This window comes from Priestia sp. FSL P4-0332, assembly GCF_038005845.1.
Lineage (GTDB): Bacteria > Bacillota > Bacilli > Bacillales > Bacillaceae_H > Priestia.
In genome coordinates, this window is record NZ_JBBOUA010000001.1 from 1399947 (window position 1) to 1423101 (window position 23155).

The following is a 23155-nucleotide window of genomic DNA, read 5'->3' on the forward strand; positions in this document are numbered from 1 at the left end:
AACGAACACTCTTCCATCTGTGAAGAGTGTTTTTTATTTTGAGTTAAGGAGAGAAATAGATGAAAATTGAAACTTTATTAGTTCGTTCAGGAGTAGGTCGCGACCCTTCAACAGGTTCTATTACAACACCCATTTATCAAGCATCAACATTTGCTCATCCTGCTTTAGGGCAAAGTACAGGATTTGACTATGCACGTACGGCAAATCCTACTCGTACAGCATTGGAAGAAGCAATTGCTGCTTTAGAAAAAGGAGAAGTAGGAGTAGCATTTGCTTCAGGAATGGCGGGCGTAATGGCAGTTTTAGCACTATTTAAAAACGGAGATCATTTAATTGTATCAGAAGATTTATACGGAGGAACGTACCGAGTACTAAATGAAATCTTTTCAGAGCAAGGAATTACTGTTTCGTACGTCAACACAGCCCATCTCGAGCAAGTAAAAGATGCGCTTCGTCCCAACACGAAAGCTTTATTTATTGAAACACCTACAAATCCAATGATGCACGTGACTGATTTGCCCGAAGCAATTGCGTTAGCTAAACAGCATGATTTGCTTACTATCGTTGACAATACATTCATGTCCCCTTACTATCAGCGTCCTTTAGAGCTTGGAGCAGATATTGTGATACATAGTGCGAGCAAATACATTGGGGGGCATAATGATGTAGTTGCTGGTCTTGTAGTCGCTCGATGTAGTAGCTTAGGAGAGAAAATTCGTTTTTATCAAAATGCAGCTGGGGCAATCTTAGGTCCACAAGATAGCTGGTTGTTGTTGCGCGGTGTTAAGACGCTAGCGCTTCGTATGGAAAAGCATAACGAAAACGCACTGAAAATTGCAAATTGGCTTACTGCTCATGATCTCGTAGAAAAAGTGTATTACCCTGGTCTTGAAACACATCCAGGCTATGAAATCATGAAGAAACAAGCGACTGGATTTGGAGGCATGATTTCTTTTGCTGTCTCACACCCTGACATCGTGTCCACGCTTTTGGAAAATGTTAAAGTTATTACATTTGCAGAAAGCTTAGGAGGCGTGGAAAGTTTAATGACATTCCCAGCTCGTCAAACACACGCTGATATTCCCGAGGAAATTCGAAATCGTGTTGGAGTAACAAACTGTTTACTGCGATTATCAGTTGGAATTGAGCACGCAGATGATTTAATTAAAGATTTGAAGGAGGCATTTGATGCATACCAACAATAATAAACATAGATTCGGTACGAACTTAATTCATGCAAATACAGGAATTGACGGTCATTTTGGAGCGGTTAACGTACCTATTTATCAGGTATCTACATTTAACCAAGAAGATGAGACGAACAACGGCCGCTATGACTATTCTCGTTCAGGAAATCCAACTCGTGAGGCTTTAGAAAACACCATTGCTCAGCTAGAAAATGGATACGCTGGTTTTGCTTTTTCATCAGGTATGGCTGCTATCTCATCGGTGTTATCTATTTTTGAATCAGGGGATGAAATTTTAGTTTCACACGATACGTACGGCGGGACATATCGTGTATTAACACGGTTATTTTCAAAGTTTGGTATCAAAACAACTTTTGTTGATACAACGAAGGTTGAGAAAGTAGAAGAAGCAATCACAAAAGATACGAGAGCTATTTATATCGAAAGCCCTTCAAATCCATTTTTACAGGTAACGGATATTAAAGCAGTAGCAAGTTTGGCGAAGGAGCGCAATCTCCTTACAATTGTAGATAACACGTTTTTAACACCTTATCTACAGCAGCCGATTGACCTTGGTGTAAATATTGTGATTCATAGTGCTACAAAATATATCAGCGGTCACAGTGACGTCATTGGCGGTCTAGTTGTGGTAAGCGATGAAAAGCTAGCAGAAGAAGTAAAGTTTGTACAAAATGCTTTTGGTGCTATCTTAGGACCACAGGATTGTTTTTTACTGCTTCGAGGAATTAAGACATTAAAAGTTCGTTTAGATCAGCAGTTAAAAACAGCGCTGCAGTTTGCAAAGTGGCTTGAAGAACAATCTCTAGTAAGCTGTGTATACTATCCAGGCTTAGAAAGTCATCCAGACCACAAGCTGATTTCAGAACAAGCAAATGGATACGGAGCTATGATTTCTTTCCAAGTACAGGATGAAAAAGTAGCACGACATATTTTACAAGGAGTGAAATTGGCTTCAATTGGCGTTAGTCTAGGTGCAGTTGAATCCATTCTAACGCATCCTGCAACAATGTCTCATGCAAGTATCCCAAAAGAAGTACGTGAAGAAAAAGGAATTACTGATTCACTTCTTCGCCTTTCAGTAGGGTTAGAGGAATTCGAGGATTTGAAGCAAGACTTTGACGCCGTTTTTCAAAGCTTAGAAGAAAAAGCGTTAATTAAATAAAAAAAGGACTTCCATCAAGGAAGTCCTTTTTATCGTTATATACAGCTATCTAAAAGGTTTGTGTATAGGGACGTAAGCGCAACTTTTTCATCAGAGGAGAGACTGCTGTTTAGAATTCTTTTTATGCCAAGATGATATTTTACATGCGGTGTTTGCCGGACGCGTGGATGAGTCATTTCATCCTTTAAATCTTTCATAATGGCTTCGTGAAGCTGATCTTCACTTGTCATGGCTTGTTTAGAAGCGAACGAACGGTTCAACCATAGGGTTTGATAAGCTGCTAGTAAATGTTCAGAAGTCATTGTGCAAAGTGCTCCTTTAGATTAGTTTCTTCATTATAATAATCTATAGTTTACCATAAGTATTAATACGTGTACGTAACTTTTACAGAAGCAGATACAGTCAAGGACTGAGCTTGAATAGGGGGAGAGGCCGCTAATAACTTAGGCGAGGAGCCAGATGACTGATAGACGGATCCTTCTTCGATTAAAATAGGGATTTGGTTAATAGGAAGCTGCAGCGTGTTGGCAATGGTAAAGGCCTTTTCCTTAGCGTTAAGCAAAGCTTTACTTATCGCTTCTTGTTCATATTTATCATCATTTGTAACGCGGAATTGAAGGTCTTGCGCTACGTTGGCTCCGCTCGAAAACGTAGCATTATAGACGTCGCCCGCTTGTTTTACATCTTGTACTCTTACTCTAAATAAGTGCTGTACTTCGTATCCTGTAAGAGTCGATTTTCCATCGCTATAATCATATTTAGGATTTATGGTGAATGAAGCCGTTTCAATTTGCTGGTCATTAATTCCAAGGTTTTTTATCTCTTGCAGCAGAGTATTTGAAACAGCTGAATTTTCTTTTAAGGCTTCTTGAACGTCTCGGTTTTCCGTGCGCGTTCCAATCGTCATGGAAATTTCATTTGGAACTGCTGAAACACTTCCTTCACCAATTACTTTAATTTCTCTATTTTGTGTATCTACGCGCAGTTGCTGTGTAGGTTCATACGGGAAATAAGAATGTTGCATACCAAAAACCTCCTTTATTGATCTTTAGTATATATATGATAAGAAAAGGAGATTAAAAACAAAAAGAGATTGAGACATAACTAAATCAACCGCTAGAAGCACCTACATACATGAAACCTACATTCACCATACCAATAAAAAAATCCGAACGAATTTGATTCTTCATCAAGAATCTAGATTCATCGTTCGGATCTTCCTTCAACTAACATACTTTTCTTCAGCTTCTTTTTGTTTATTTCGATTCTTTTATTAAGATTTCTTTCATTTCAATGAATTGATTTTGAACATCGTTTGACGGTTTCTTTGTTAGTAAACTTACAATAATAACAGCTAATAAGCTTAAAAAGAACCCAGGAATCATTTCGTAAAGGGCATCCTTCAATGGAGTATTTACCCAAATTAATACTGTAGCAGCACCTACAATCATCCCTGCAAGTGCTCCCCATCGAGTCATACGCTTCCAGTAAAGACTTAGTAAAATAGCAGGACCAAAAGCTGAACCAAATCCAGCCCAAGCATATCCAACCAGCCCTAAAATCGTATCACTAGGTTTTAAAGAAAGCAAAATGCCAATAATTGCAACACCTAAAACCGCAGCTCTTCCAACCGTCACAAGCTCTTTGTCAGAGGCCTTGCGTCGGAAAAATGTTTTATAAAAGTCTTCTGTAACAGAGCTTGCCGTTACAAGCAGCTGAGAAGAAATGGTACTCATAATTGCCGCTAGTAAAGCTGCATATAAAAATCCAGTAATTAACGGATTGAAGAGTATATCCGCAAATTTAATAAAAATAGTTTCAGGATCTGCTAGTTTCATACCCGTTTTTTCTACATATGCAATTCCAACAAGCCCTGTCAGCATAGCACCAATAATAGAAATAATCATCCAGCTCATTCCAATACGACGTGCGGGTTTTAACTCCTTAACAGAAGAGATAGCCATAAAGCGCACGATAATATGTGGCTGTCCGAAATAGCCAAGTCCCCAGGCTAAGAAAGATATAATACCTAAAACGGTCGTACCTTTAAAAATGTCAAGGTATGCTGGATTAATGTCCTGTACAATATCCATTGTTGTGTTAACGCCTCCAACATTGGTGAAAGCTACAATGGGTACTAAAACTAAGGCAAGAAACATAATAACACCTTGAACAAAATCTGTTAAACTAACGGCTAAAAATCCGCCGAAAAGAGTGTAGGCAATAACAACAGATGCTGTTACGAACAAGCCAATTTGATAATTTAAACTAAATGCCGATTCAAATAATCGTCCACCTGATACCATACCAGCTGAAGTGTAAAGAGTGAAGAAGATAAAGATAACGATTGCTGATACTGTTCGAAGAACCTTGGCATGGTCGCCAAAGCGATTTTCAAAAAAGTCTGGAATTGTAATGGAGTCGTTCGCTACTTCCGTATAAGTGCGAAGGCGCGGAGCAAGGATTAAATAGTTTAAATAAGCACCTATAGACAATCCTACTGCTAGCCATACGCTAGAAAGGCCCGTTACATACATGGAGCCAGGAAGACCCATTAACATCCACCCACTCATATCCGAAGCGCCAGCTGAAAGGGCGGTAACGGCTGGACCTAGCCCGCGTCCTCCTAACATATAGCCAGCTACATCTTCAGTGGTTTTTGTATAGGCATACCATCCTATTCCGAGCATTCCTACAAAATAAATGCCGAGTGAAATATAAACCCCAATATCCACAAAATCTCCCCTTTATGCATTTTTTATGCATGGGATAAGCAACACATCCCATGAAAACGTCTTATGGTTTTTAAAACTAACAAACTTTTCCTATACTATCAACCCGTGAAATCGTAAATTTTCTAAGTCTAAAATCCCCCAAACCTTTATACAAAAGAAATGAAATCGTTTTCAAAATAAAGTAAAATAAAAATATTCAGAAATTTATCAGCGTATTTTTTATGCAATATTTTATGCAATAGGTAAAATAAAAAGAGCATTTTATAAAATGCTCTTTTGACATTCATGTATATTAGCGTGAATTCGGGAATACGCGTCGAACAACTTCGGAAAACTCGTTAAACAGTCCAGAAACTGGTTTGCCCGTTTGAAGCTTGTCTACATATCCGTTCATACGGTTTACAAAATCAGGGTTTGTTGATACAAACACTCGATGAACACTGCCGTCGGCTTTTCTCACTTCATGTGCAATCTTATGCTCCATATCTTTTGTGAGATTACCTTCTTTGTTATCGTCTAATACAGCTGCTACATAAGCTGTATGATCGGTTACGATTACATTAGCATCTTTTACATTTTTTAACGCTACGATACGATCAGCCGCCACATCGGCTACTCTCATTCCGCCGGACTGATTATACTGTTCTTTTTCGTTACGCTGTACGTCTTGCGTATCGTTTACGTCATTCATTTTCGTTTTATTGTTCCCATTTTCATATGTGACGTTGCGGACTGTGTCATCATCAATGACGCCATCTTTACCTTGATCTGCTGTGCTGCAGCCGAATAAAGAAAGGGTCGTCATGCAGCCTACAACAAACAAAAACGATTTCTTCATGATAGTATCACTCCTTATAAGTTTTAACCTTTCTTATAATTTGTTAAAAACGTGTGAAGCATACATGAAAAATATAAAAAAGCCTATACTATCGAAAAAGGAGGAATATGTATGAGTGGAATCCAACAAAGCATATTTGTGCTTCATACAAAAGAAGAAAACCATGAAGAAACAACAACGTTTGCACTAACTTCAGAAGAAGCTAAGCTATTATTTGAGACCCTGCAAAATAAACGAAAAGAAATTATCGACGCCCATATTGATAACATGCTGACGTAAGGAAGATAAATATTTTGCAAAACGGATGAGCCATATGTTAAGAATGGCCCAATATTTGCATTCTACATATAGGTATAGTATAATGTAAACGCAACCAAATTTAATAAATGTAATGAATACTACGTTTGACCATATACTCGAATTAGATTTAGTGAAAATTCACTTGTTATAAAGGAGATCTACTTCGCGTAGGTCTCTTTTATAATATGTGAATTTTTTATTTACGGTATAAATGTAAATATAGAGTAACATATTAAAATTTTTACATTTTTTGGAGGTTTTTTTACATGGCTACTACAGGTACAGTAAAATGGTTTAACAGTGAAAAGGGCTTCGGTTTTATCGAAGTACCAGGCGAAAATGACGTATTCGTTCATTTTTCAGCTATCCAATCTGAAGGCTTCAAAACATTAGAAGAAGGCCAAAAAGTTGAATTTGAAATCGTTGAAGGTCAACGTGGACCTCAAGCGGAGAATGTTGTAAAATTATAATTCAACGCTACATATGAAAGCTGCCGATAGGCAGCTTTTTTTTATACAAATTTGTTTTATTTGTATGATTAAGAAAATAGATTAAAGTAGGGGAGAAGGGAAGGCATGAGTTCATTTCATTGCTGTGCCACATGTCAACATTTTCAAAGCATTAAATTGGATAAAGGAATGAAGTATCTCTGCAAAAGACTAGGCTATGAGACCCGACCTTCTTATCAGTTTACATGCTGGGAGCCAAAAGAAGTAGTTAAAAAACTAATGGAAAAACGAAATCAAAAATAAGCTCTTTTTAAAGAGCTTATTTTTGATTATTCCTCGTTATTTGTACCTTCCTCTGAAGGTAAATGCTTCCCGCAAAACTCTTTTACAGCTTCTTCTTCCTCTTCTTCAAGGTCGAAGTCTAATACTTTATTTGTTGAAACTTCGTAGAAATGAGTTTGGGCAATAGAAGTGTTATCTTCGCCTTTAATATATACTAAGCGTAGTGCTAGGTCGTTGCCCGTATATAATTCATCATCTTCTTCTACCTCAATGTATAAATGAAATTCATAGCGTTCACCTAGAAGGAGACCAAATGGATCCTGCAATTGTTCAGCTGTATATTCTTTAATTGTAAACATATGTACGTCCTTTCCATATATCAGTAAAATACTTGCATCATCTATTATAGTTTTTCTTTGCAAAGAAAGAAAGTGCATGCGTAATTCATGCACGGATTTATTCCTTGATCATTCTATTTAGCGAATCGATGGCGCAAGGACTTCGATGATTTACTTAAAGGCGGAAGAAACGCGCGTATGTTTTTGCTTATACATGGCAGCATCTGCTTTTTGAATTAATGTATCTAGGTTGGTGTCGTCTGAAGGCGCACATATAATAAATCCGTAACTCGCAGACAGTGCATATGGCTTATTAAATTCTTTCTTTTTACCTTCTAGCTGCTCATTAATATTTTGCCACAGCTCTTGTACGTATTCTTCCGTTTGTTCAGGAGCAATTAATAAAAACTCATCGCCTCCGTAGCGAAAGAGCGTATCATCTTTGCTAATATAACCACTAATTGATTCTGCTATTGTTTTAATAAGCCAGTCGCCTTCTCTATGACCGTATTGATCATTTACTAGTTTTAAAGAATTAATATCGATAAAACATAATAGAAAAGGTGTATCATTGGTTTTTGCTCTCAGCAGCTCCAGCTGCAGTTTTTCCATTCCACTTCTTCGATTTAAAATTCCGGTTAGCATATCAGTTGAAGCATGCAAGCTCAATTCATGCTCAACCGCTTTTAAATCGGTTATATCGGTAATACCTGCGAGTATGCAGCTTTCGCTTTGATACTCTAGTAATTCATAATTGATCATAACCCACTTAGAATCTCCATATTCCCGTGCTTCTAGGATGTAGTTTTTTACATATTTCTCTTGTTGAAGACGTTTTAAAATCTCCTCTCGATCTTCATCGGTGGGATAGATTATAAATCCGTCTATTTGATCAAGATCTTGAGAAGCAAGATTGTAAAAATGAATAGCTTTATTGTTAATGAGCAGCACTTTGTGGTCGGATAATCTTGTTAATAGTAAAGGGTAGGGATTAATTTTGAACAGCGTAAAAAAATTACGTTCGCTTTTTTTTAGCTGTAAATGACTCATATATTCTTTGTGACGGTATGTATAAAGAATGTATGAAATAAGTAAAGCGATAGCAACTGCTGCAGTTGTATTGATCTGCTTTGAAATAAGAGAAAAAGAATCCGGTACATATCGTGATAAGCCGTATAGTAAAAAAAGATGGTTAGGAATAAAAATGATGCACAGCTGTTTTAATTTCATAGGACACAAAACAGCTGTGGAAATCAACAGCATCATATATACGTCTACGCGATCTGTGAAAAGCTGACTGTTAATAGTAGAAAGTGCTGCAGCAAATACGTAATAAAATATATAGCCATATACAATGGTGCTTAAGCAGTTAGCAAACCGCTCTTTTCTCTTACTAACATAATAGAAAAATAAATAAAGAGAGGAGAGAGCAAAACTAGTGAAATGAATACCAATTAGTGTATGTCTAAACTGAGATGTTCCCGCATGTTGAAGTAAAGAAAAACCTATATAAATATAAATAGGATAGGAAACTACAAGAGCAAGTGAAACTAGCTTGACTCTTTGTTGAAGCATTTTTACATTCGTTTTATCGAACATTTTATCTTCATTAACTTCTCTTCCAGAAGGAAAACGAAATTTCTTCAAAAAGGAGAAAGGTAAAAGAGAAAGAAGGAATGACATGACCATCATCTCCATATCTTTTTTAGGTATTTTAGCATGTTTGTATAAGAAAAGACATGAATTTTTTAGATGAAAATGTCTGCTTTTTGATTAAGAAAAAGCATAAAGATTTATATGATTAAAGGTGAGGACAAAGAGCCTCACCTTTTTTATTGAAGTTTATTCGATTCAGCATGCCGTACAAACATGGTCTCATCTTCTACTAAGCCGCAAGCTCCGCACTGAATGCGTTTTTGCGGTCCGTTATAAGCAGCATGAAAGGCATCGAGTGTATCGTTTGTGTATTCTTCTACGACGTCTCCGCTTCTTGGATCCATTTTTACAGGTTTTGCATTTTGTTCAATGATATTAAAGCGCGTTCGATTTGTTTTGCAGCTAGGGCAAAGATAAGGGCTTCCCATTTTTAACATCTCCTTGAAAAATTTACTGTATTAATACCATGTCCGAATCCACCAAAAACATACAAAAACTTATGGTTTTCTATCGAACGTTCATTCGTTAAAATAGAAGCAGGTGATGAAAATGAGAATACGAAAAAACTTACAAGAAGTAATGGATATCTTGCAAACGAATCCGTCATATCAGCAAAATATCGTTCATTGGCATACAATCGAAGAGAAAGAAGCTAAAACTGCGCCATTTCCAGCTTCTTTGCATACGAAACTGCGGCAAGCACTTGAGAATCGAGGAATTGGTTCGCTTTATACGCATCAAAAAACAGCGTTTGATTTGGCGACAGCTAAGAAGAATGTTGTGGCTGTGACGCCGACAGCATCAGGGAAAACATTGTGCTACAACTTGCCGGTACTCCAGAGTATTATGGAGAATGATCAGGCTAGAGCTCTTTATTTGTTTCCAACAAAAGCGCTTGCCCAAGATCAAAAAAGTGAGTTAAATGAAATCATTGAAGAAATGGAAGTGCCAATCAATAGCTACACGTATGATGGAGATACTCCGGCAAACATCCGTCAAAAGGTGAGAAAAGCAGGTCATATTGTTATTACGAATCCAGATATGCTTCATTCAGCTATTTTACCTCATCATACTAAATGGGTATCACTGTTTGAAAACTTGAAGTACATTGTGATTGATGAACTTCATACGTACCGCGGTGTTTTTGGAAGCCATGTAGCCAACGTTATACGCCGGTTAAAGCGAATTTGCCGCTACTATGGAAGCAATCCTATCTTTATTTGTACATCAGCGACCATCGCTAACCCAAAAGAACTCGCTGAACATTTAACGGGAGCTCATGTTATGTTAGTAGATAACAACGGAGCGCCTAGCGGCCGCAAGCATTTTATTTTTTATAACCCTCCTATTGTTAATAAACCGTTAAACATTAGAAGAAGTGCTACGCTTGAAGTGCGAAATATTGCAGGAGAGTTTTTGAAAAATAAAATTCAAACGATTGTATTTGCACGAAGCCGAGTACGAGTGGAAATTATTTTAACGTATCTGCAGGAGCTCGTAAAAAACCAGCTTCAAAATAAGTCTATTCAAGGGTACCGCGGAGGATATTTGCCGAAGCAGCGACGCGAAATAGAAAGAGGACTTCGAGAGGGAAGTATTTACGGGGTAGTCAGTACGAATGCTTTAGAGCTAGGAGTGGATATCGGGCAGCTGCAGGTGTGTGTGATGACAGGTTATCCAGGCACGGTTGCAAGCGCTTGGCAGCAAGCAGGACGAGCAGGGAGACGTCACGGAGAAGCCGTCATTGTGATGATCGCAAGTTCAAGTCCGCTTGATCAGTATATGATTCAGCATCCGGACTACTTTTTTAGCAGAAATCCAGAAACAGCTCGAATTAATCCTGATAATCTTGTTATTTTAGTCGATCATTTAAAATGTGCGTCCTATGAGCTGCCGTTTAAGCAGGGAGAAACATTTGATGGGGTAGAAATTGAAGACGTCCTGGAGTTTTTGCAAGAAGAGCGAGTGATTCATTTTAGCGGAGACAAATGGTACTGGATGAATGATTCGTTCCCAGCTCATAATATCAGTCTGCGCTCTGCATCCCAAGAAAATGTTGTCATCATTGATCAATCGGACGTTGCAAATGTGAAAGTAATTGGAGAAATGGATCGCTTTAGTGCCATGACGCTTCTTCATGATGAGGCGATTTACTTGCATCAAGGCATTCAGTATCAAGTAGAATACTTGGACTGGGATGAGAAAAAAGCGTATGTTCGTGAAGTGGATGTAGACTATTTCACCGATGCAAACTTAGCGGTTAACTTAAAGGTTCTAGAAGCTGATAAAGAACGGATGGAGAGAACATATTCAATCGGTTATGGCGATGTAATGGTCAGCGCTATGGCTACGATATTTAAAAAAATAAAGTTTGAGACGCATGAAAACATAGGGTCAGGTCCCATTTCACTTCCGGAAGAAGAGCTTCATACAAATGCCGTGTGGCTAAGCTTTGAAAAAGAACAGTTTAACGAATCTGAAGAACGATTGGAACAAGCGCTCATTTCCGTGGCAAATGCCCTTCAGTCAATTGCACCGCTTATGGTGATGTGCGATCCGTCTGATTTACATGTAGTGCCTCAGATAAAAGCGGTGCACAACGAACAGCCGACTATCTTCTTATATGATCGATACCCGGGAGGCATTGGGCTAAGTGACAAAGTATACGAACAAATGAATGATGTGCTAAATCAAACCAATCAATTAATTGTAAATTGTTCTTGCGAAAGCGGCTGTCCGTCTTGTATCGGTATGGAAGCACAGGGAGAATACGCAAAAAGCGATGCGCTCGTGCTGCTACAACAACTGCAAAGTAGGTGAACTCGTGTCTTTTAAAAATAAATTAAACCGTATGAAAAAGCATCTTCATGTTACAGAAGCAAAGCCGCCGGTTGAAAGTAACCCGCAGCGACCTAAAAGCGCGTCTATTCCCTATGAGCAGGAATGGAAGGGAAATTATGCTGTTCCTTACTTTGCCGAAGACAGCTACTGTATGATCAGAGAAGTGGTTTACCCGCTCGACTACAAGCATGGACATTATGAATTTAATGAGCTGAAAAAAGTAGTGGAAGTATGGAATCGGTCTACAGTTGCTCATCCGCTTTCATCAAAAGGCCGCACATATTCAGATTTATTTTTCTTTGATACGGAAACGACGGGGCTTAGTACAGGTACGGGAACGACTATCTTTTTGCTAGGATATGCAAGGGTGCTAAAAGATTCCGTCGTTTTTCGTCAGCATATATTAACAGAGCCAAGTGGAGAAGTAGCATTTTACGAAAGTTTCTTAAAAGAAGTAGACTATACGACGCTTGTGACTTATAATGGAAAATCTTTCGATTGGCCTCATGTGAAGACTCGTCATACGCTATTGAGAGATCATTTGCCCAAGCTGCCTAAGTTCGGTCACTTTGATTTACTGCATGCATCAAGAAGGCTGTGGAAACATAAAATGAATTCGGTTAAGCTTGCGAATGTCGAAAATGAAATACTTGGAATTGAACGAGTGGATGATATTCCAGGTTTCTTAGCTCCCATGATTTATTTTGATTTTATTGAAACGAAAAATCCAAGAGGCTTATTCGACATTATGAAACATAATGAACATGATATTTTATCACTTATCACCTTATACATTCATTTATCAAAACATCTCCTTACTAGTGAGGAGTTTACAGAAAAAGAAACATATGAAGTAGCAAGGTGGTATGAGCAGTTAGGGGAGAATAAGCACGCTTTCTCTCTTTATCAGGGCGTAGCGGAAAAAGAAAAAGAGGAGCATGAAAAAGCTCAGCTAGCGATGGCTTATCATTATAAAAAAGAGAAGAGTTGGAAAGAGGCAGTGGACATGTTTGAACCCTTGGTTCAAACATGTGAAGGTGACGTCGCTATAGAAGCATTGGTTGAGCTAGCTAAAATTTATGAGCATCGTCTCAAAGATGTTCATCAAGCACTTCTATATACTGAGCTGGCCTTGGAAAAGTGGAATCAATTCAGAGAAATGACTAAAAAAACGTCGAAGGAAGCGCTTGAAAAAAGACTTGTTAGACTAAAAAACAAATCAGCTAAAGCATAGACTTCAGCTGATTTGTTTTGAAATATTCAGAAATATTATTCTTTTGTTTTTGTGGATGTTTTATATTGTTCTATTTTTCAGTCATTGATAAAATTAGTCAATGTAAGACTTATTCTTACAGCTTAAAAACAGAACTTTGGTGAGATGGAGAGAGGCCTCATGAAAAATGTGATTTTAGTATCATTTTTCGCATTAATTTGTTTAACAGTAATTGTCTTAAGCAGTTTGAAAAATTCGTATAACTCCTTTATGTAGGCCAAAAATAGGTGTTTGTCTTAGTACATGTACACTGCCCTTCACATATTGTAATAGTGTAATAACTAAACAGTGAAAGGGGAAAAAGGATATGTATCCAAGACCAACAAAATGTATGCCACCAATTGTGCATCCAACAAAATGCTGCACGCAGTTTACTTCTCAGGAGGTAGTTGTACCTCACATTCATCCAAGTCATAATACATTGGTGAATCATACAAATGTGAAGCACGTGCATTACTTCCCGCAAACGCAATCTGTTGTAAATGAAACTTCAAATCAACAGTTTTTTGGCGGTGCGCAGCAATATCCAACTCAAGTAGGGGGAGCAGGCTATCCAGGTCAAATGGGAGGCTACCCAGGTCAAGTAGCAGGTGCTGGTTATCCAGGTCAAGGAGGCTACCCAGGTCAAGTAGCAGGTGCTGGTTATCCAGGTCAAGGAGGCTACCCAGGTCAAGTAGCAGGTGCTAGTTATCCGGGACACAAAGGTTGCGGCCAAGGAAGCTGTCATACAAAAGGCGCGCATCAAGGACCTAATTCAGGGTATTTTAGATAATGTACTGTACGTTAATAGGAGCTGATTACATCAGTTCCTATTCTATTTTGTTACAAAGGAGTTATATAATGAAGGTGCTAACGGTTACTGGTTATAAGCCATTCGAACTTGGGATTTTTAATGAAAAACATCAAGGCATTACATACATAAAAAAAGCGCTCTATAAAAAATTACAGGAATTAGTAGAAGATGGATTAGAATGGGTATTGATTAGTGGCCAGCTAGGAGTAGAGATTTGGGCAGCAGAAGTGGTATTTGATCTCCAGCTCGATTATCCCGAGCTTCAGTTAGCTGTTTTAACACCGTTTTTGGAGCAAGAAGAAAAATGGAATGAAGTCAATAAAGAATTGTATGAATTCGTCTTAAGTCAAGCAGATTATGTAGATAGCATTACAAAAAAGAAATATGAAAGTCCAGCACAGTTTCGGTTAAAAAATCAATTTTTAGTAGAAAAAAGTGAAGGTATTTGTTTAGTTTACGACGAAGAGCACGAAGGAAGTCCTAAATATATGTTAGAAACGGCTAAAAAACGTGCTGAACGAGAAGAATACCCTATTATAATGGTGACGTCTCACGACTTACAGGATATCGTGGATGAAGAAAAATTTTCATCTTTTTAACGCCACTTGGCGAAACATTTTAAAAGATAAATTGACATTTGAAGCTATTTTTGAAAAAATGAATTATAATAAAGATAAGGTTTATCGTATTCGAGGTGATAGAGATGTTAGCTGATAAAATCCGTTTAACGGCCAAAGAAATTTTAGAAAAAGAATTTAAAACAGGCATGAGAGGCTATAATCAAGAAGAAGTAGATAAGTATCTAGATTCTGTTATTAAAGATTATGAAGCATTTCATGAAGAAATTGAAGCATTACAAACTGAAAATTTACGCTTAAAAAAGCAAGTAGAAGAATTATCTAAAAAGCCGCAACAACCTTCGTTTACCCCGCCGCCGGCTCAACAGCAGCAGCAAGCGGGTACGACAAACTTTGATATTTTAAAACGTTTGTCTAACTTAGAAAAACATGTGTTTGGAAGTAAATTATACGAATAACCTAAAAATAGGAGTTGCATTCAACTCCTATTTTTATTATACTAAGGAAAGTCGTTATCAATAACGTTCGGGTAATTGCTGCATCACATATGAGGATGTAGAGGAAAGTCCATGCTCGCACAGACTGCGATGTCTGTAGTGTTCGTGCCTAGCGAAGTCATAAGCTAGGGTAGCTGTTAAAAGCTAACGGCGGGGAAAAAGCCTAAGTCTTTTTAAGATATGGCTTGACTACTCTGAAAGTGCCACAGTGACGAAGTCTTATCAGAAATGGTAAGAGTGGAACGAGGTAAACCCCTCGAGCGAGAAACCCAAATAATGGTAGGGGAACTTTCTGGAAGGAACTGAACGGAAGGAAGGACAAAATGGTTACATTTTGTAGATAGATAATTGCCACCGGAGTACGAGGTAGCTAGCCGCTTGCAGTACAATGGTACAAAACATGGCTTACAGAACGTTATTGAAAAGCAATCGACACTTGTTGTTATACACTATATTTTAATCCAACCCAGCTCTTCGTATAACGGAAGAGCTTTTTTTATGTCAAAATGACAGCTTATCATAAGCTGTCATTTTTTTGTACAATCAGACTGAGCTTGTTGTCAGCCTCAGGTCTTAGGAGAAAATAAAGCTCTAGCTCGTTTTGAAAAAACGTCATAATCCTTAAACTAAGTATATAGATAAGCGAAAGGAGGAGACAAAATGAAAAAAGTTGGTTTGTTTTTGATTGGAGCGGTAGCTGCTATCGTTCTTCTTGCAAATGCTGGTCCGATGGTAGGACTTGCACTTGGCTTGGTTATTTTGTACGTAGCATTTAAAGGGTTTGTTAAAGCAGAGGCCCCCTTTAAAAAATGGCTCTGGGGGTTTATTGGTGTTGTTGTACTCTTAACAACTGTTTCAAACCTCCCGGCCCTTGCTGGTATCATCGCAGCAGTAGTACTTTACATTGTATATAAAAAGTGGAACAGCAGCAGCCCTATAAAAACGGAAAAAGAAGATCCGTTTAAGCATTTTGAACGTCAGTGGGCTGACTTAAATCAAAAATAATAAAAGTTTACTTTATTATCTAAGGAGATGAACAAAATGAGAAACTTATTTACTCGAATGAAAGAAACGATTTCTGCAGACCTTCATCAATTGCTTGATCACAAAGAACAAAAAAATCCAATTGCTGCACTAAACCACTATTTGCGTCAATGCGAGCAGGAGACCGAAAAGGTAAGGCAGCTTGTTGAGCGACAGCACACGTTAAAAGAACAGTTTAATCGCGAATACCATCTGGCCCTTGACATGATGAAAAAACGTCATGAGCAAGCACAAGTAGCACAAGCAGCTGAAGAAGCGGAATTACATGAATTTATTTTAAAAGAACATGCTCACTACGAAGAGAGAGCAAAGCGTGTAAAAGAATCTTATGAAGATGCATCCAAGCAGTTAGAAGAGCTTGAACAAAAGTATGAAGAAATGAAGCATAAGGTAAAAGATATGCATATTCGCCGTATGGAACTAATGGGGCGCGAAAATATTGCTCGTGCGCATCATCGTATGAATTCAGTAATGAAAACAGAAGCATCTTATACGTCCTACAGCCAGTTTGACGAAATGGAAACCTATATTGACCAGCTTGAAAATCAAATTAATACAAATTACTATAGACAAACGGTAGACAGCAAGATTGCTGAATTAGAAAAAAGAGTAAAATCATCGTAAAAAAACAGTGTTTCTGCATAAAACATGGTATTCTAAAAAAGGCGTAGGTTTCTGCGTCTTTTTAAGGTGAGAGAATAGATACCTGCAGCATCCAAAGAACGCTATGTCATCTACGAGGAGAAAGGAGAGAGAGCTGTGCAAAGCGTAAACAAAACAGAATCTCTTATGTTCATTTTTATTTGCAGTTTATTTGTCCTGTTTATTGAAATTATGTTTTTTCACAGCGGCTTGATCTTTTCTGTATTAATTGCCGGTGCGTTCATGTATATTGGGCGAAAAAAAATGAGAAGAAAACTAGGGCGCATTTTATTTTGGATTGGCGTTATTGGGCTTGTGTTGAATATATTTAATACGGTTGCCTTTAAGTTTTTAGTTATTGCTCTTTTTCTGTATTTTTTACTTAGATTTATTCAATCAAGAAAGCATCCCGTTGAATTCAGACCGACTGACGAATTTACCCAGCAGCCAAACCAAAGTTTGGTGCAGGTCCGGCCGGTTTTGACGAATAAACTTCTTGGTAGTCAAAGAACCGAAGACTCTGTATACGAATGGGATGATATTAATATTCAAAGCGTATGGGGAGACATTGTGGTTGATTTAAGCAATACCGTTCTGCCAAAAGGCGATGCGGTTATTTTTATTCGTCAAGCGTTTGGAAATATTAAAGTGCTCATTCCTTACGAAACGGAAGTATCTGTGAATCATTCTAAACTAGCAGGAAACGTAACGGTTTTTGGACATCAGCGCGGCTTTTCGTTCAATGAAAATTTGTCTATCAAAACAGAGGAATTTGATCAATCTGCTCATAGGGTGAAGATTGTTACAACTGTTGTGATTGGAGATTTAGAGGTGCAAAGGATATGAGTATTCTTCAACGGCAGTTATTATGGGGGATTTTCTTAAGTTTTTTTGTATTTGTATCCGTGCTCCTTACCGTGTTTTTTGCATATCCTGTTTTTCAACTTAGCGACTTATGGAAAACAAGCGTATTTGGCATGCCTTTTGTGCTGTTTTCCTTCAGTTTAAGCCTTACGATTGGAAGCGTGATTGGAGGAATCATGGGGTTTATGTGGAGACAGCAGTGGACATATGTTGAAAACCGATTATATGAAATAGAAAATGGCCACCGGCATATGTCGGCAAATGAACCGCTTATTCAAGAAACGTCTCGAATTATAAGCCGTTTAAATAAAGTAGATCATAAAATGATTCTTCAAGCACAGCAATCTCAAAAGATGGCAACGGAAAAAGTGGAAAATCAGCAAAAGCAAGTGCAAGAAATTGTTTCTCAGGAACGAAATCGGCTTGCTAGAGAACTGCATGACTCCGTTAGTCAGCAGCTATTTGCCGCTTCGATGCTTATGTCTGCTATTACGGAATCCAATCTTACGCTACAAGACTCTGAAGCTAAGCAATTAAAGATGGTTGAAAAAATGATTAATCAATCACAGCTTGAAATGAGGGCTTTGCTTCTTCATCTTCGTCCTGCAGCATTAAAAGGAAAATCGCTACAGGCTGGAATGAAAGAACTGATGAATGAGCTTGCTCAAAAAGTACCGCTTGAATTAAATTGGAAAATAGAAGGATTTGAACTCGATAAAGGCATTGAAGACCACTTGTTTAGAATTTTGCAAGAATCCGTATCAAATACGCTGCGTCATGCCAATGCAACAGCTTTAGATGTGCTGCTGATTAAACGTGATTTTTCCATTATTTTACGTATTGTTGATAACGGAGTTGGTTTTGATGTAGAAAAGGAAAAAGTCGGATCGTACGGCCTGCAAAATATGTACGAACGCGCAGTTGAAATTGGAGGCCTATTAAAAATTATTAGCTTGCCCGACAAAGGAACAAAGCTAGAAGTGAAAGTACCGTTAGTAGAAAGAGAGGAGAAGCAAAATGATTAATGTACTGTTAGTAGATGATCATGAAATGGTTCGTATTGGCGTAGGAGCGTATTTGTCGGCTCAAGCAGACATTCATGTGATAGCTGAAGCAGCAAATGGCCAACAGGCCGTTGAATTAGGGCTTCAGCTGCGCCCGGATATTATTTTAATGGATTTAGTCATGGAAGAAATGGACGGGATTGAAGCAACGAAACAACTGATTAAGCAGTGGCCAGAAGCGAAAGTGATCATTGTCACTAGCTTTCTAGATGATGAAAAAGTATATCCCGCTCTAGAGGCAGGGGCAACAAGCTATTTATTAAAAACGTCTAAAGCAGGAGAAATTGCAGCTGCTATTCGCCGTACATATGAGGGGCAATCTGTATTAGAGCCCGAAGTAACCGGTAAAATGATGTCTAAAATGAGAAAACCGTCTTTACCTCATGAAGAACTGACAGCTCGTGAAATGGAAATTTTATTGCTAATGACGCAAGGCAAAACAAATCAAGAGATTGCAGACGAATTATTTATTGCGCTAAAGACGGTAAAAACACATGTGAGCAATTTATTAAGTAAGCTGGATGTACAGGACCGGACTCAAGCAGTCATCTATGCCTTTAAACACAAATTAGTGCAGTGAGAATCGTTATTCAAAAGAGAATAACGATTTTTTTTGTGAAAAACCTATTTTTTTGCATGTATTCATTATAAAATAGCGATATGCGTAAAGGCGAACGCTTACGTAAAAGCACTATTTTGAGGGGTTGAGCACATGGAAAAGAAATGGTGGAAAGAAGCTGTTGCGTATCAAATCTACCCGCGAAGCTTTATGGATTCAAACGGCGACGGAATTGGTGACATTCAAGGGGTTATTTCAAAATTAGACTATTTATCTGATCTTGGAATTGATGTCATTTGGATTTGCCCGATTTATCAGTCTCCTAACGACGATAATGGCTACGATATCAGTGATTATAAAGATATTATGAAAGATTTCGGAACAATGGAAGACTTTGATGAGCTGCTAGATGAAGTTCACCATCGCGGAATGAAGCTGATTATGGATTTAGTTATTAATCATACTTCAGATGAACACCCTTGGTTTTTAGAATCCAGGTCTTCTAAAGAGAATCCATATCGTGATTATTATATTTGGCACGAAGGTAAAGATGGAAAAGAGCCAAACAATTGGGAATCTATTTTTAGCGGATCAGCTTGGGAGTTCGACGAAAAGACAAAAGAATATTACATGCACGTATTTTCTAAAAAACAGCCTGATTTAAACTGGGAAAACGAAAAAGTACGTCATGAGCTTTATGAAATGGTTAACTGGTGGTTAGATAAAGGAATTGACGGCTTTCGTGTAGATGCTATTTCGCATATTAAGAAAGTGGCCGGCTTCCCAGATCTACCGAACCCTGAAAAGCTAGATTATGTGCCATCGTTTGAAGGGCATATGAATCGACCGGGAATTCAAGAACATTTAAAAGAGCTAAAAGAAAATACGTTTGCCAAATATGATATTATGACGGTTGGAGAGGCAAATGGTGTAACATCGGACAGCGCAGATGAGTGGGTAGCTGAAGATGGCGGAAACTTCAATATGATTTTTCAGTTCGAGCATATGGGACTGTGGGATAAAGGAGAAGAAAAACCGCTTGATTTAATCGAGTTAAAAACGATTTTAACTAATTGGCAAAATGGTTTAGAAAAAATCAACGGCTGGAATGCTTTATATTTAGAAAATCATGACCAAATTCGTTCTGTAAATAAATTCGGCAGCGTAGCTTACCGAGTGGAAAGTGCAAAGTGCTTAGCTGCACTATACTTTTTAATGAAAGGAACACCGTTTATTTATCAAGGACAAGAACTTGGAATGACCAATGTTAAGTTTGATTCTATTGACGATTATGATGATGTTGGTATGATTAACTACTACCGTATTCAGCGTGAAAAAGGCGATACACATGACGAGATTATGAAAGTGATTTGGGAAACAGGCCGCGATAATTCAAGAACGCCAATGCAGTGGAATACAGAAAGAAATGCAGGATTTTCTACTGGTACCCCTTGGATGAAGGTGAATCCAAATTACGTAGATATTAACGTAGAAGAGCAGAAAAGTGATAAAAATTCGGTGCTGAATTTTTACAAACAGCTCATTAAAATTAGAAAACAGCATGATGTGCTGGTGTATGGAACTTATAAGCTATTGGCAGAAGAAGATTCCGCTATTTATGCGTATACGCGAACATTAGAAGGTAAAACCGCTGTTGTTATTTGTAATATGTCACCGAAAAATCAAACGTTCGAGTTTCCTTCAGAGAGCTCATTTGTAAACAGAGAAGTGCTGATTCATAATTATCCGTTGGATAAAAACGAAACGCTTGAAAAATGTACGCTGCACCCATATGAAACACGTGTATACTTACTTTCATAAACAAGTTGAGCAACCGATTGCGCAATTTTAAAGTGGAAAGCTTTTAAAAACACATTTATATGCGACATAGGTGAAGAAACTGCTGGCTCTATCAAGAGCGAGCAGTTTTTGCATTTTAATAAAAAGACGGAGAAAGCTTTGACTACGGCGCATGTATATGGTACTTTTACACTTAGTGTAGATAATTAGAAACAAAATGAGGTTGAAAAATGGCGAAATATAAAATTATTGCAACAGCAGCAATGGGAATTGAAGCACTGGTCGCTAAAGAAGTGCGTGCTTTAGGATATGACTGTGAAGTAGATAATGGCAAGGTTATCTTTGAAGGAGACGAGCTCGCAATTGCTCGCTGCAATTTATGGCTTCGTACAGCAGATCGAATTAAAGTGCAGGTTGGACAGTTCAAAGCTCGTACGTTTGATGAGCTTTTTGAACAAACAAAAGCATTAAATTGGGGAGATTATTTGCCCGTAGATGCACAGTTTCCTGTATCGGGAAAATCAGTTAAATCTAAATTGTTCAGCGTATCAGATTGTCAAAGCATTGTGAAAAAAGCAATTGTTGACAGCATGAAAAAACATTATAACAAAACAACAGGCTGGCTCGAAGAAACAGGGTCAACGTTTAAAATTGAAGTAGCGCTATTAAAAGATGTTGCTACATTAACAATTGACGCAAGCGGTGCAGGACTTCATAAGCGCGGTTACCGCGTTGGACAAGGAGAAGCTCCTTTAAAAGAAACGCTGGCAGCGGCTCTAATTATGCTAACGCCGTGGAATGCGAATCGTCCGTTTGTCGATGTTTTTTGCGGCTCTGGTACAATTGCTATCGAAGCAGCGCTTATCGGTCAAAATATTGCACCAGGATTTAACCGTGACTTCTTATCAGAAGAATGGCCATGGATGTCAGCAAGCATTTGGGACAAAGCGCGCGAAGAAGCAGAAGACTTAGCGAACTACGACCAAGTGCTAGATATTGCTGGTCATGATATTGATCATCGTATGGTAAAAGTAGCGGAGCAAAATGCATTTGAAGCTGGACTTGGAGATTTAATTCAATTTAAGCAAATGCAAGTGCGCGATTTTACGACGCCGAAAGAATATGGAATCATTATTGGTAACCCTCCGTACGGCGAACGTTTAAGCGATCGTCCTTCTGTTGAAAAAATGTACGCTGAAATGGGCGAAGCGTTTTCTAAACTTGATACGTGGTCGATTTATATGCTTACATCTCATGAACAATTTGAACAATACTACGGTAAAAAAGCAACGAAAAAACGCAAATTGTTTAACGGGTTTATTAAAACAGACTACTATCAATACTGGGGACCTCGTCCTCCACGCAACGATCAATAAATACAAAAGCCAAGCGGTGTAAAAACCAGCTTGGCTTTTGTACGTTATTTTTTTTTCAAACCTCGATAAGCTAGCATTCCAAACATGCCTATACCGAGCACGACAATTAATAAAATAAACCAAAATGTAGCATTAAGCAGGTATTTATATAGTCCGTCATAATAATCATGCATATACTCACCCCATTATGTTTTTTATAGTATGGGCGAGTAGCAGGGCAATATATGTATTCATTTCTTTTCAATAGCAGGCTTAAAACGAGAAATGATTAGCTTATTTCTAACATATTTACGAAAGGGAAATCTCATACTAAAACCTAAGAGGTGATAAAATGAGAAAAAACCGATCAGCACGGATTTTTGGGGGGATGATGCTTCTTTCATGGTTAACCATCCCTTTTATAGGACGACAGCATATTAAGCGCTATTTATCATCTACTATGTTTATTTCCTTTTTAATTATGGTTGAAAGCTATATTGCTGAAAAAAAGAAGTGGTGGATATTCCCTAATCCTCCTCATCCATATCTAACAGGTGAAGCTGCTTTACTTTTAGGTCCATTTTTAGCAGGTTCTTTATGGATTAAAAAGTTCACATACGGCCATTTTGGAAGGTATATGTTATTAAATGCAATCGTAGATACATTTTTTGTTTATCCTTTTCAACGAGCTATGAGCCGTGCAAAGCTTTTTAGCGTAGGCACATTTAAAGAGTACCATTTGCTAGGTATCTTTCTGTTGAAAGCTGCTTTAATGTACGTTTACCAACATCTAGTAGTAGAGAAACCGAAACCTCAGCGTGCTTTAAAAAATAATCCTATAGAATAAAGGGGCAGGCAGGGAAGCGTGATTTTCTTG

General features: G+C 38.0%; 26 protein-coding genes and 1 other RNA gene. 19 read left to right on the forward strand and 8 right to left on the reverse strand.

The features are described 5' to 3' along the window. Positions 1–59 precede the first annotated feature (59 nt). Together MKY06_RS07125 and MKY06_RS07130 are read left to right on the forward strand one after the other, a co-directional pair. Entirely contained in the window at positions 60–1205 is a 1146-nt protein-coding gene (locus MKY06_RS07125) for a trans-sulfuration enzyme family protein (RefSeq protein WP_013056122.1), read from the forward strand. Next, on the forward strand, positions 1189–2370 hold the full coding sequence (locus MKY06_RS07130) for a trans-sulfuration enzyme family protein (protein ID WP_013056123.1): 1182 nt from the start codon (positions 1189–1191) through the stop codon (positions 2368–2370). The genes MKY06_RS07125 and MKY06_RS07130 overlap by 17 nt, the downstream gene beginning before the upstream one ends. A 35-nt stretch (positions 2371–2405) precedes the next feature. On the opposite strand, the gene MKY06_RS07135 is transcribed toward MKY06_RS07130, so the two are convergent. From MKY06_RS07135 to MKY06_RS07150, 4 genes are all read right to left on the reverse strand, one after another. After that, entirely contained in the window at positions 2406–2672 is a 267-nt protein-coding gene (locus tag MKY06_RS07135; RefSeq protein ID WP_078081621.1) for a hypothetical protein, read from the reverse strand. A gap of 62 nt (positions 2673–2734) precedes the next feature. After that, positions 2735–3394 (reverse strand): SIMPL domain-containing protein, encoded by a 660-nt coding sequence (locus MKY06_RS07140; protein ID WP_098278405.1) that lies wholly within the window; start codon positions 3392–3394, stop codon positions 2735–2737. Between the two features lie 232 nt (positions 3395–3626). After that, entirely contained in the window at positions 3627–5105 is a 1479-nt protein-coding gene (gene putP, locus MKY06_RS07145) for a sodium/proline symporter PutP (protein ID WP_013056127.1), read from the reverse strand. A gap of 292 nt (positions 5106–5397) precedes the next feature. After that, positions 5398–5943 (reverse strand): YhcN/YlaJ family sporulation lipoprotein, encoded by a 546-nt coding sequence (locus MKY06_RS07150; RefSeq protein WP_013056128.1) that lies wholly within the window; start codon positions 5941–5943, stop codon positions 5398–5400. A gap of 111 nt (positions 5944–6054) precedes the next feature. Between MKY06_RS07150 and MKY06_RS07155 the strand changes: the two genes are divergently transcribed. The 3 genes from MKY06_RS07155 (at position 6055) to MKY06_RS07165 (ending at position 6995) form a co-directional block, all read left to right on the forward strand. Further along, complete coding sequence (locus MKY06_RS07155; protein WP_013056129.1) at positions 6055–6222, forward strand: hypothetical protein; 168 nt, start codon at positions 6055–6057, stop codon at positions 6220–6222. A 287-nt stretch (positions 6223–6509) separates the two neighbouring features. Beyond that, positions 6510–6713: a cold-shock protein gene (locus MKY06_RS07160; protein ID WP_013056130.1), complete on the forward strand. Its 204-nt coding sequence runs from the start codon at positions 6510–6512 to the stop codon at positions 6711–6713. A 105-nt stretch (positions 6714–6818) separates the two neighbouring features. Further along, positions 6819–6995 (forward strand): hypothetical protein, encoded by a 177-nt coding sequence (locus MKY06_RS07165; protein ID WP_170959566.1) that lies wholly within the window; start codon positions 6819–6821, stop codon positions 6993–6995. 26 nt (positions 6996–7021) lie between these two features. Here the strand turns inward: MKY06_RS07165 and MKY06_RS07170 are convergent, their stop codons facing one another. The 3 genes from MKY06_RS07170 to MKY06_RS07180 form a co-directional block, all read right to left on the reverse strand. Beyond that, on the reverse strand, positions 7022–7333 hold the full coding sequence (locus MKY06_RS07170) for a DUF6509 family protein (protein WP_013056132.1): 312 nt from the start codon (positions 7331–7333) through the stop codon (positions 7022–7024). Positions 7334–7483: 150 nt separating this feature from the next. Then, positions 7484–8995 (reverse strand): sensor domain-containing diguanylate cyclase, encoded by a 1512-nt coding sequence (locus MKY06_RS07175; protein ID WP_098322017.1) that lies wholly within the window; start codon positions 8993–8995, stop codon positions 7484–7486. A 149-nt stretch (positions 8996–9144) separates the two neighbouring features. Continuing rightward, positions 9145–9396 carry a hypothetical protein gene (locus MKY06_RS07180; protein ID WP_013056134.1) on the reverse strand — a complete coding sequence of 84 codons (252 nt, stop codon included), beginning with the start codon at positions 9394–9396 and terminating at the stop codon, positions 9145–9147. A gap of 121 nt (positions 9397–9517) precedes the next feature. On the opposite strand from MKY06_RS07180, the gene MKY06_RS07185 reads away from it, so the two are divergent. The 13 genes from MKY06_RS07185 (at position 9518) to MKY06_RS07245 (ending at position 22299) form a co-directional block, all read left to right on the forward strand. Beyond that, entirely contained in the window at positions 9518–11788 is a 2271-nt protein-coding gene (locus MKY06_RS07185) for a DEAD/DEAH box helicase (RefSeq protein WP_013056135.1), read from the forward strand. Positions 11789–11792: 4 nt separating this feature from the next. Beyond that, a complete protein-coding gene (locus MKY06_RS07190) occupies positions 11793–13043 on the forward strand; it encodes a ribonuclease H-like domain-containing protein (protein WP_029325139.1) in 1251 nt (416 codons plus the stop codon). A 346-nt stretch (positions 13044–13389) separates the two neighbouring features. Continuing rightward, positions 13390–13854, forward strand: coding sequence for a spore coat protein (locus MKY06_RS07195; RefSeq protein ID WP_061859656.1), 465 nt, complete (start codon positions 13390–13392; stop codon positions 13852–13854). A 68-nt stretch (positions 13855–13922) separates the two neighbouring features. Next, positions 13923–14474 (forward strand): DUF1273 domain-containing protein, encoded by a 552-nt coding sequence (locus MKY06_RS07200; protein ID WP_013056138.1) that lies wholly within the window; start codon positions 13923–13925, stop codon positions 14472–14474. Positions 14475–14578: 104 nt separating this feature from the next. After that, entirely contained in the window at positions 14579–14911 is a 333-nt protein-coding gene (gene gpsB / locus MKY06_RS07205) for a cell division regulator GpsB (RefSeq protein WP_013056140.1), read from the forward strand. Positions 14912–14974: 63 nt separating this feature from the next. After that, positions 14975–15363, forward strand: an RNA gene (gene rnpB / locus MKY06_RS07210) — RNase P RNA component class B. Positions 15364–15610: 247 nt separating this feature from the next. Then, positions 15611–15955, forward strand: a complete 345-nt coding sequence (locus tag MKY06_RS07215; RefSeq protein ID WP_013056141.1) for a lmo0954 family membrane protein — start codon at positions 15611–15613, stop codon at positions 15953–15955. Between the two features lie 36 nt (positions 15956–15991). Further along, positions 15992–16618, forward strand: coding sequence for a PspA/IM30 family protein (locus tag MKY06_RS07220; RefSeq protein ID WP_013056142.1), 627 nt, complete (start codon positions 15992–15994; stop codon positions 16616–16618). A gap of 135 nt (positions 16619–16753) precedes the next feature. Further along, positions 16754–17482 (forward strand): cell wall-active antibiotics response protein LiaF, encoded by a 729-nt coding sequence (gene liaF, locus MKY06_RS07225; RefSeq protein WP_013056143.1) that lies wholly within the window; start codon positions 16754–16756, stop codon positions 17480–17482. Then, positions 17479–18525, forward strand: coding sequence for a sensor histidine kinase (locus MKY06_RS07230; RefSeq protein ID WP_013056144.1), 1047 nt, complete (start codon positions 17479–17481; stop codon positions 18523–18525). Before liaF ends, MKY06_RS07230 begins: the two co-directional genes overlap by 4 nt. Then, complete coding sequence (locus MKY06_RS07235) at positions 18518–19144, forward strand: response regulator (RefSeq protein ID WP_029325141.1); 627 nt, start codon at positions 18518–18520, stop codon at positions 19142–19144. The genes MKY06_RS07230 and MKY06_RS07235 overlap by 8 nt, the downstream gene beginning before the upstream one ends. 132 nt (positions 19145–19276) lie before the next feature. Further along, positions 19277–20944 carry a glycoside hydrolase family 13 protein gene (locus tag MKY06_RS07240; protein WP_064471483.1) on the forward strand — a complete coding sequence of 556 codons (1668 nt, stop codon included), beginning with the start codon at positions 19277–19279 and terminating at the stop codon, positions 20942–20944. A 209-nt stretch (positions 20945–21153) separates the two neighbouring features. Next, positions 21154–22299: a THUMP domain-containing class I SAM-dependent RNA methyltransferase gene (locus MKY06_RS07245; RefSeq protein ID WP_013056147.1), complete on the forward strand. Its 1146-nt coding sequence runs from the start codon at positions 21154–21156 to the stop codon at positions 22297–22299. A 44-nt stretch (positions 22300–22343) separates the two neighbouring features. Here MKY06_RS07245 and MKY06_RS07250 read toward each other — a convergent pair whose 3' ends face one another. Continuing rightward, on the reverse strand, positions 22344–22472 hold the full coding sequence (locus tag MKY06_RS07250) for a hypothetical protein (protein ID WP_013056148.1): 129 nt from the start codon (positions 22470–22472) through the stop codon (positions 22344–22346). 158 nt (positions 22473–22630) lie between these two features. Here MKY06_RS07250 and MKY06_RS07255 point away from each other — a divergent pair, with 158 nt between their 5' ends. Then, complete coding sequence (locus MKY06_RS07255; RefSeq protein WP_029325143.1) at positions 22631–23125, forward strand: hypothetical protein; 495 nt, start codon at positions 22631–22633, stop codon at positions 23123–23125. Positions 23126–23155 lie beyond the last annotated feature (30 nt).